6 protein-coding genes are annotated in these 9,374 nt (G+C 54.4%); 1 reads left to right on the forward strand and 5 read right to left on the reverse strand.

The features are described from left to right. Positions 1–30: 30 nt before the first annotated feature. From RBI05_RS17555 to RBI05_RS17570, 4 genes are all read right to left on the reverse strand, one after another. On the reverse strand, positions 31–4,560 hold the full coding sequence (locus RBI05_RS17555) for a carbohydrate binding domain-containing protein (protein WP_310552000.1): 4,530 nt from the start codon (positions 4,558–4,560) through the stop codon (positions 31–33). Positions 4,561–4,823: 263 nt separating this feature from the next. Then, the gene (locus tag RBI05_RS17560) at positions 4,824–5,033 is read right to left on the reverse strand and encodes a hypothetical protein (protein WP_150456990.1); all 210 of its coding nucleotides are present in this window, start codon (positions 5,031–5,033) and stop codon (positions 4,824–4,826) included. A gap of 14 nt (positions 5,034–5,047) precedes the next feature. Continuing rightward, positions 5,048–5,569: a PRC-barrel domain-containing protein gene (locus tag RBI05_RS17565; protein WP_150456991.1), complete on the reverse strand. Its 522-nt coding sequence runs from the start codon at positions 5,567–5,569 to the stop codon at positions 5,048–5,050. Positions 5,570–5,701: 132 nt separating this feature from the next. Then, positions 5,702–6,847 carry a cysteine desulfurase family protein gene (locus RBI05_RS17570; protein ID WP_310552001.1) on the reverse strand — a complete coding sequence of 382 codons (1,146 nt, stop codon included), beginning with the start codon at positions 6,845–6,847 and terminating at the stop codon, positions 5,702–5,704. Positions 6,848–7,071: 224 nt separating this feature from the next. On the opposite strand from RBI05_RS17570, the gene RBI05_RS17575 reads away from it, so the two are divergent. Further along, positions 7,072–7,563, forward strand: a complete 492-nt coding sequence (locus RBI05_RS17575) for a ferritin-like domain-containing protein (RefSeq protein ID WP_310552002.1) — start codon at positions 7,072–7,074, stop codon at positions 7,561–7,563. A 110-nt stretch (positions 7,564–7,673) separates the two neighbouring features. On the opposite strand, the gene RBI05_RS17580 is transcribed toward RBI05_RS17575, so the two are convergent. After that, complete coding sequence (locus RBI05_RS17580) at positions 7,674–8,690, reverse strand: fibronectin type III domain-containing protein (RefSeq protein ID WP_310552003.1); 1,017 nt, start codon at positions 8,688–8,690, stop codon at positions 7,674–7,676. Positions 8,691–9,374 lie beyond the last annotated feature (684 nt).

Here is a 9,374-nt window from a genome sequence, read left to right on the forward strand (position 1 = left end):
TACCAAATCCCGAGCCGGGATAACAAAATATCAACTCGACACCAGGTGTAGGTCATCGATTACAACATCCAGATTGCCTGCGCTGTCCTCGATGTTCCCGAGCTCAAAAGAAACCCGTCCGATCGGCGTGCCGCCTCCGGTTACGTCGAATTCAACGGTATATTCCTTATACTCCGTTCCGAGATCAACGATCTGGCTTCCGTAGCCGTGCCAGGCATAATTATCCGCGGCATCCAGCCAGCCGAGACTGACATTCATTTTGCGCGGCTTGCTGGCCTTAGCCTTGAAAGTAAGAGTGTAATGGCTGCCGTCGTTGTACGTAATGCCTTCATAGTACACCTGCCGGTCCCAGCTGTTGCTTCCCACGGTTCCGACCTGAATCTTCAGCGCTTCATCTTGATTCGAGATGGACAGGGCTCCGCTGTCGGAGGAATAGAAGGTCCATCCCGCAAGCGAAGGGGCCGAGAAGTCGCCGTTAGGCATCAGGTTCTCGGAATAGGGCTGCCCGGCCAGAACGGGATTGACCCGGATCAGCGAGACATTATCCAGCTTCACGATATGCTGGCCCAGCGCCTCCGTAACTTTGCCGAGACTGAATTGCAGCACGGCGGAGACGTCACTGGCCCGAGCGGTAAAGAAGTATTCAAAATGGCCGTTCGCTTCGGTCAGCGGCACGATTTCGTTCAGATAAGTCGTCCAATTCTTGTCTATCGTTCCGTCATGTTGAATCAGCACCCGAATATCGCGGGCAAGCGAAGCTCCTGCATCGAAGCTGAGCTTGTAGGTTCTTCCCTGTTCCAGTGCGAAGGGCGCCTGCTTCACCTGAACATGCCAGTCTTCCTCGCCGCTTCCGCCTACCGTTACGGCCAGTTGGCCGTTATCTGCGGCCATGAAGCTGTTCGGATCGCTTTCCCCATCCTTCTTGAACAGCGTCCAGCCTTCCGTCTCCTGATCCAGTCTCCCGTTCACTACAGCCTCCCGGGAAAGATCCAGCCAGGCCAGCCGGTATCCGCTGCCGCTAAGCCGGAAATAATACGTCCCGGCATCCAGACTCAGCGGTGCGCCGGACAGCGAGCGGTAAGCCGTTCCGGTATTCCCGATCTCCGCTGCATAGACATCGGCGGTCGCAACGGCCTTCTTGGAACTGTCCAGCACGGTCAGCTCCAGCCGCGACGAAGCTTGGTCGCTTCCGGCGCGGATCGTCGGAACGAAAGTCCCCTGCCGGTTAATCTGGACTTTGAAATCCGCATAATCGCCTAGGTCCATTCCAGTCATATCCTTGCTGCCTTCCTGGCCCGGCGCCAGATCAACGCCCGAGGCATTCCAGTACTGATCGGCCTGCATATGCAGATATTGGTCGAGAACCGGAGGCGATGGCTTGCGGACCAGACGAACATTGTCGAGTTCCACGCTTCCTGCGGACAGACCCATCAGAAAGCTGAGTGTACCTGCGCTGTTCCCGGAACCGGGTACCTGAATTTCCGTGCTGTAGGAAGTCCATCCGGTCGAGAGCTCCATCTGCGAACCGTCCGGGTAAAGGGCTTCGCCGTCTTTCGTTGTCAGACGGATGCCGAGCGGTCCCCGGCTGTCCGAACGGGCATCGAACGAGAGCTGGTAAGAACCTGCGGCCAGAGGCAGCCCTGCCTGCGAGAGCACTGCCGCATCAGCCGATGAACCCGGAGTCTTGATGTCGGCGCGGAACTCTCTCTTCATCAGCGGCAGTTCCAGGCGGTTCGTTACGCCGGCCGCAGCCTTGATGCCGGAAGCGGAGTCGGTCCCGAACGTCCAGTAGCCCATTCGGCCGCTGCCCAGTTCGAACCCGCCGTTGTAGATCAGATTGCCGTCGGCAAGAGGCGTCCGCTCCACAGGCAGCGGCTCGGTCTCAACGACCTTGACATTCGTGAAGTAGGCATCGACATCGCTCAATCCGAGGTTGAATTCGAACCGGGCATTGTTATCCGTCGGCTGATTCATGTTAAAGGTATACGTGTAGGAGGCCCATTGGTCGGTCAGATCGAAGAAGCGTTCCTGGGAATAGGCCGTCCAGCCTCCCCCGAATTCGGTCAGCTTGCTCATCACCCGCCGGGCCGAGTCCGCTTTGGCATCGAACGTTACTTTGTAGGCTTTGCCCTTCTCCAGCATCATCGGCATCTGGGTGAGCTGAATCGAATAATTCTGCGTGCCGGCCTGATCGACCGTAACTTTAGCCGCGGTTCCCTTCTCAGCATCGGTTACAACCTGGACATGCCCCGATCCTCCGGCGTTCTCGATGAACTGCCACTCAGCCGGCACGCCGCTCGCCGCAGCTTCTCCCGTGAAATTCCCGTTATAGATCTGGTTGCCGTCCGCTAGAGCCGGACGCTGCGGATGAGCATCGCCCGAATGGACGGGGCGTTCCCCGACTGCCGGCCACTGATCCAGTCCTTTATATTGATAGACGCGGACGTAGTCCACATACATGCGGTCCGACTGGAAGTTATCGGCCGGGTTCCCCGGCCAGGAACCGCCTACAGCCAGGTTGAGGATCATATAGAAAGGCCGGTCGAACGGAGCCGGGTACGTATAATAATCCGGCTGACCTTCTCTTTTGGTTCCCCAGTCGCTCGTCTCAAAGTACTTCTCTCCGTCTACATAGTAGCGGATCAAGCCCGGCAGCCACTCCATCGTAAAATCATGATAGTCGTCGGCGAACGTCTTTCCCGCCGGCAGAACATAAGTCTTCGACTGCGAGACATGCGGAATGTCATAGTGCAGCGAACCGTGAACCGTCCGCGGATACAGGGCGGCATTCGCCTCGTCTCCGGCAACCGGTCCGGTCAGCTCCATGATGTCCATCTCGCCGCTGCCCGGCCAAGGGCCGTATTGATTCTCTTCATCGGTCGGCATCATCCAGATGGCCGGCCACATGCCCTGCTGAATCGGCAGCTTGGCCCGGACCGTGAACTTTCCGTAGGTCCAGTCTCCCTTCATCTTGGAGGTCAGCTTGCCGGACGTATAATTCTTGCCGCCGTACGCCTCTTTCCGCGCCTCCAGCTCCAGGACTCCATGGCCGCTCTCCTTCTTCAGCTTGGCATTGTCCGGATGGTAATACTCGAGCTCGTCATTGTAGACGACGCCGGTATTCTGGACATTCCATTTGGATTCGTCGATCTGCTCGCCGTTGAATTCATCGTTCCACACCAGCTCCCACTGCGAGTCGTCCGTGGAAGGAGTCGCGGTTGGCGATGCAGTCGCGGTTGGCGATGCGGTTGCCGTAGGCGATGCGGTCGCGGTTGGCGATGCAGTCGCGGTTGGCGATGCAGTCGCGGTCGGCGAGGAGCCTGTACCGCTTGTGCCCGCCGTTGCTGCCGCTGGCGGCGAAGAGACCCTATCTCCGGTCAGTCCCTGAAGCACCGTTCCCGATGGGAGCGTCTTTCCGTTAAACTGGATGCCTTCCGCCTTCACTTCCAGCCGGTCCACGGTTCCGCGGTTCTCAATTCGAGAACCGGAGGCTGCTGCATCCACGATAAGCGTGCCTACCCGCACATCCGGCGAAATCACGATGCCGGCAGGCTGGACCAGCTCCAGCCGGGCGGCGGAGCTGCCTTCTTCCAGCACCACCCGGACCGGCGCGGCGGATTTATCCACAATCACCCGCTCCAGCGCGGATTTCCGGAATACTACAGAATGCTCTCCTCCGCCGGAGATCCGGCTCACGCCCGCCACCTGAAGGCCGGTCACATTCACGTCACCCTCGGCGGCTCCCGGAGCTACATACAAATTTCCGGTCACCGCAGCGCCCTGCACGGAGACATTCGGCCGGTTGATAATCAGACTTCCCTGGAGGCTGCCCACCTTGTAGCTTCCTTCGACCGGACTGATCCATCCGATCATCCGGTCCAGCAGCGCGGCAAGCTCGCCCCGGGTAAGCTCCGCCTTCGGCGCTATTCTCCCAGAAGCATCACCGCTGAGATAACCTGCGGCCAGCAGCGCATTCACGGCTTCGCGGGCGTATGCCGAGACTTCGGCCCCGTCAGTTCCGGCGTTCACAAGCGACTTCGAACCCGGCTCCATCCGAAAAGCCCGGTACAGGAGCGCCGCCGCTTCCTGCCGCTGGACGGCGGCATCCGGCCGGAAGCTGCCGTCCGGATAACCGGCTGCAAGTCCGGCTGCATACGCCTGCCGAACCGGTTTCTCATACCAGGAAGAAGCGCTTACATCCGTAAAGGCAGGTTGTCCTTCCGCCGTATACCGGAAGATCCGGGTCATAACGGCCGTCAGTTCGGCGCGGGTGACCGCACGCTTAGGCTCATAGCGGCCTTGGGCGTCTCCCTGCAGAATGCCGGCCGCAGCCAGCTTCTCCGCCGCCCCGGCTGCCCAATGGCCCTTCATGTCCGTGAATTTCGCCTGCGCGGTTGCGGCTCCGGCTGCATCACCGGCGGCGGCAACGGCAACGGCCGGAGCCGCCTGCACGGAGCCGCCGGCCTTGCCTGCTGCTGCTCCGGCCGAAGTGTTCCCGATCGGCAGGCTGGTCAGCAGCAGGAGCCCGACCAGAAGCTTGGAAATGGTAGTGCGATACAAAAGTCATTCCTCCCCCTATGAACATCAACGAATTCCGGCGAATGCATCGCCGGATGCTTCCAGTATAGAGGCCGCTCTCTTGAGGAGGACATACCAATTCCTTAGCCCGCATACCAAAGATGCAAGCCTTCCCGAGTGCGAAGCCTTCAGGGTCACACGCGTGATTTCGCACAAAAACCCGCTCTCCCGGTAGGCGTGAGCCTCCCGAAAGAGCGGGTTTCGTTCATGCTATGTAACTTCTTCGCCGGGCAGACGTTCCCGCCTTACGAAGTAGCCTGAATCTGCGGAAATTCGGGCACGGCTTCCTCGCCGCAAAACAGATCGTCGAGCGAGCTGAGCGTGCCGTCCTCTTCCACCTGATACACCGACATTTTCTCGCCGTTCACCGTCAGTTCGATGAAGCAGCCCCAGCAATAGAATTGATGGGAACCGATCTTGCCTATATCCTTGGACCCGCAGTTTGGACATTTCATTCTCTTCATTCCACCTATCCGTTGACAATATTAATGGCTTTCTCCAGGCGTTCTTCGCTCATTGCGGGGACAAGCAGCGCGTCCTCCCCAATGGATATTTCCTCGGAACACGGCAACCATTTGCGGCCTTCCATCAGATCGGTCACAAGCCCGTCACTGATTTCAAGGGCTACTATTGTGTTTCCCATCTTTTGGTCAAAATAAACATCGGATACCTTGCCGAGAATCGTTCCGGTTGCCGTTACGACCTGGAGATCCTTGAGCTTATTCTTCCCTTCCAGAAAGGTGTATGGAATACGGTCGGAATCCGTCTTCTGAATCGCTTCTTCGCTGGTTATCATAACGGCATCCTCGCCATAGGCGACGATGTCCTTCCATGCCACAACTTTCACATGACCGCCGAAAAAAGACTTGCTTTCCAGTTCTATACCCGCAATCGTCCAGTTTGAATCCAGTATACAGTCAACAATTTTGCCGATGACCTTGCCCTCTTCCACACCGAACACGGAGAGTCCGATCATATCCTGCATCTTCATGTCCTGGGTCTCCTCCCTAATCGATCCTTGCGGGAAGCGGACAAGCCTTACCTTGCGCCGGACTTCACCGCATTGAATGGAGATGAGCGGTCCGAAACCGTGAGCCCATGACCAGCCGCCAAGCGCCTACGCTTACTTACGCAGCCGATGCAAAATGGTTTCAATTTTTCGGGCGACGACTTCCATTTCTTCAGTAGTATTACCCAATCCTGTGCTAAACCGAACCGCGGACGTCAAAAGAGGCTCCGGCAGATTCATGGCCTTCAGCACATGCGATACTTCCAGCGAGCCCGAGTTGCAAGCCGAGCCGCTGGAAGCGGCGACCCCTTCCATATCGAGATTCATCAGCAGGATATCCGAGCGGACGCCGGGGAAGCTCACATTCAGAATATGGGGGGCAAAATGCTCCGGGCTGCCGTTGACGGCATACGCATCCGGTCCGATCCGACGGTCGAGCTGCGAGAGCAGCTCCGTCCGCAGCGCCAGCGCCCGGGCCCGTCTCTCCTCCAGTCCGGAGACCGCCAGCTCCACCGCTTTGGCGAACCCGGCCATGCCGGCCAGATTCTCCGTCCCGGCGCGCCGGGAACGCTCCTGCAGCCCGCCGTGCAGCCGGGGGTGCAGCGGAGCGCCGGAACGCACATAGAGGCCGCCGATTCCCTGCGGCCCGTTAATCTTGTGCCCGGCGAAGCTCATATAATCGACGGGCAGCTCGCGGAGGTCCACCGGCAGCATTCCAAGCGCCTGAACGGCATCGACATGGAGAAGAATACCGCGCTCCCGCGCCAGCTTCCCGATTTCTTCGATCGGCTGTACAGTTCCGACCTCGTTGTTCGCATACATCACACTGATGAGAAAAGTGTCCTCCCGAAGCGCAGCTTCGACATCGGCCGCCGATACCCGGCCCGTCCGGTCCACCGGCAGCCGGGTTACCGCATAGCCGAGCCGCTCCAATTCGTCCGCGGCATGCAGAACAGCGTGATGCTCCACCGCCGTCGTAATGAGATGACCGCCCTGCGGAGCCCGGGCGGACGCAGCGCCGAAGAGCGCCAGATTGTCGCTCTCCGTGCCGCCTGCGGTGAACACCCACTCCGCCGGCGAACAGCCCAAAAAGGCGGCGATCGTATCGCGCGCCTGGCTTACGGTTCCTTTGGCGGAACGGCCAAAGGCATGAACGCTGGAGGCGTTGCCGAACTGTTCCGTCATTATCGTCATCATGGCCGCGGCAACCTCCGGATGAATCGGAGTCGAGGCGGCATGGTCCACATAGATTGAGTTCATCTTCATTCTCCCGGTTCAAGCCTCCGCCCAACAGCAGGTAAATCGGTGGGCTTGGAGGGTTATACATTCTATCACATACTACCCCTTGGAGGCAAAAACATCAACCCGGCGCCTTCCATCCAATATTGTCCAAGCCGCAGATGGTGAAGCTTCAGGAAAGTAAACCGGCCACCTGACATAGAATTTTGAAGAAGAGAAGAATTACAGGAGGTCGGATAAATCGTATGTACGGACATTATTATCACAGACAAGGGTGGCAGCGCACAGCCTTTCAGCCCGTCTGGGCGACCAGCTATGCCCAGGCGCTGGAGCTTATGAAGCAGTCGGTACAGGGCGAGAAAGCGGACGAATGGTTCTATGACCAGCTTATCCGGCTGGCGCCGAACAAGGAGCAGGCCGACATTATCGTCTCCATCCGCAATGATGAGCGAAGCCACAACCGAATGTTCCGTCAGATCCTTCAGGAACTGACCGGACAGCAGGTCGGACCCGGAAATCCCGAAGAAGCTGAATCCCCCCCCGCCACCTTCCGCCAGGGCCTGCAGACCGCTCTCTTCGGCGAACTCTCCGCAGTCGAGCGCTACCGCAAAATATGGTTCGGGCTGCCGCCGGGCGTCTACAAAGACACCGTCTTCGGCATTATGATCGACGAACTCAAACACGCGGACAAGTATAATTACCTGCTGGGTACGCTGCATGAGCACAAGGCTACTTGAGGATAGCATCACCCTTTTCTAAATGTTTCAAAAAAAGCAAGGGAGGAGCCCTTTTTCTTGGACCTTCCCTTGCTAAGTTGATTCAAATAAAGTTGCTGCCGTTATCGTTATTAAGAAGTATACTCATCAACGCTAAAAGTTAAGATTTTGTCAAAGACTACATATTCCGTTCGTTTAGCAAAAGGTCCCTTGTTCCAACTTTTACTAAATCCATATTTATTAGAACCTACACCCGCATCCTTTTGCTCATACCATTTAATAAATTTATTTACTTCAGCTATCGGGAGATCAAATTCTTTTTCAGTTCCGTTTGTGAGGGATATCGTTAGCAACCCTCTATTATTGTCAGGAAATTCAGGCGTAGCCGATGCTTCGTTAGAATTGACACTTTCAACAACATCAGTGGAACCTGTCACCACATAATAATATGTTATTCCAGGCGTAACATTGACATCTGAATAAGTAGTTGCCGTTACATTTGATGCTATTGTTTGATAAGGTCCACCAGGCTCATTCGTTCTCTTGATGCTATAATTTTGTGCGTTCGAAACTGCATTCCAACTAAGATTAATCTTCTCTTTATCTGCTTCTGCTAACAGGCCATTGGGTGCAACCACATTTGAATTAATGAGATATCCCGAACTGTCAATATCAAAAGCATCAAAGGCCACTGCTTTATCATTAAACGTTACCTCAACAGTATGCACTCCTGGAGATAAACCTGTTTTCTCATAAACTAGCGCCATTGCTTTTGGTGCTGGAGCATACTCATTAAAAGTCTCAGGTACACCGCGATCAATAGATATCTTTATATTGGATGATCTGTCGGCATTCATAGGATCGAGTATTCTGAATTTTGTTCCAAAAAACGTGATTACCATTTTACTTCCTGGTAGGAAGGAGGATGTCATAGTGTTTTTCCAAGTAGTAGGGAAAGTGTAAGAACCCCATTTACCAATATAAGCTATGTTAACATTTTGATCATCGACTCGCTGCCATCCGCTTTCGGGTGATATTAAATCTTGTCCCACTGTTGCTGCTTTTGCTGATGACTGAAACGAGAAACATAGGATTATCGCTAAAACGCTAACTAAAACATTCCTACTATTTACTCTTAATTTTCCCATGATAGATTAACCCCCCATAATGTGCATGTGTAAATCTTATACGAAACTGGGAGGAAGAAATATACTATATTTGTGCAAAAATTCACAATATAATTATATGTTATTCATTCATATATTTAATTAATATTCTTCCTTTTTATAACGAAGCTAAGGGAATAGTTTATGCAGCAAGGGGGCTCATTTCTTGAATTGCTCCTTTGGTTATATGACTTTTCTGCATATTACTATTTCCTTTCTTTTGAAAATAGAACTGAATTAGATTATTAGAATTGACTTGAAAATATTTACATGGTAATTTACTGTATATATCTATCAAATTTTTTTCCCACCTGTTGCTGCAATCGGCGGGGTGACAACCGGCTATTTCGCTCTCCTTGGAGCACGAGTCTCAGCTAACAATCACGGTAATGGGGTTTATATCGGTGTAACTTGGGTAGCTGCATTTAATGTTGAACCCTTGTGAATTGGTAAAGAAACATTGAATGAGGAGGTTAACTTCATTGACCACCGGCCTTCAGACCGCCCTATCCCTATTAATTATTGCAATCAGTATATTTTATTTTTCCTTATACTTGAGAATAAGAAGAACAAACACCCCTGTCCCCCAATGAAGTGCACCCCTTAGAATAGACATTGGAAAAACCCCCTGGTTATTCCGATAAAATCTAAGGGGTGCATTTTTAT

The sequence above is a fragment of the Paenibacillus glufosinatiresistens genome, from assembly GCF_031470375.1.
In the GTDB taxonomy this organism is placed as follows: domain Bacteria; phylum Bacillota; class Bacilli; order Paenibacillales; family Paenibacillaceae; genus Paenibacillus_AQ; species Paenibacillus_AQ glufosinatiresistens.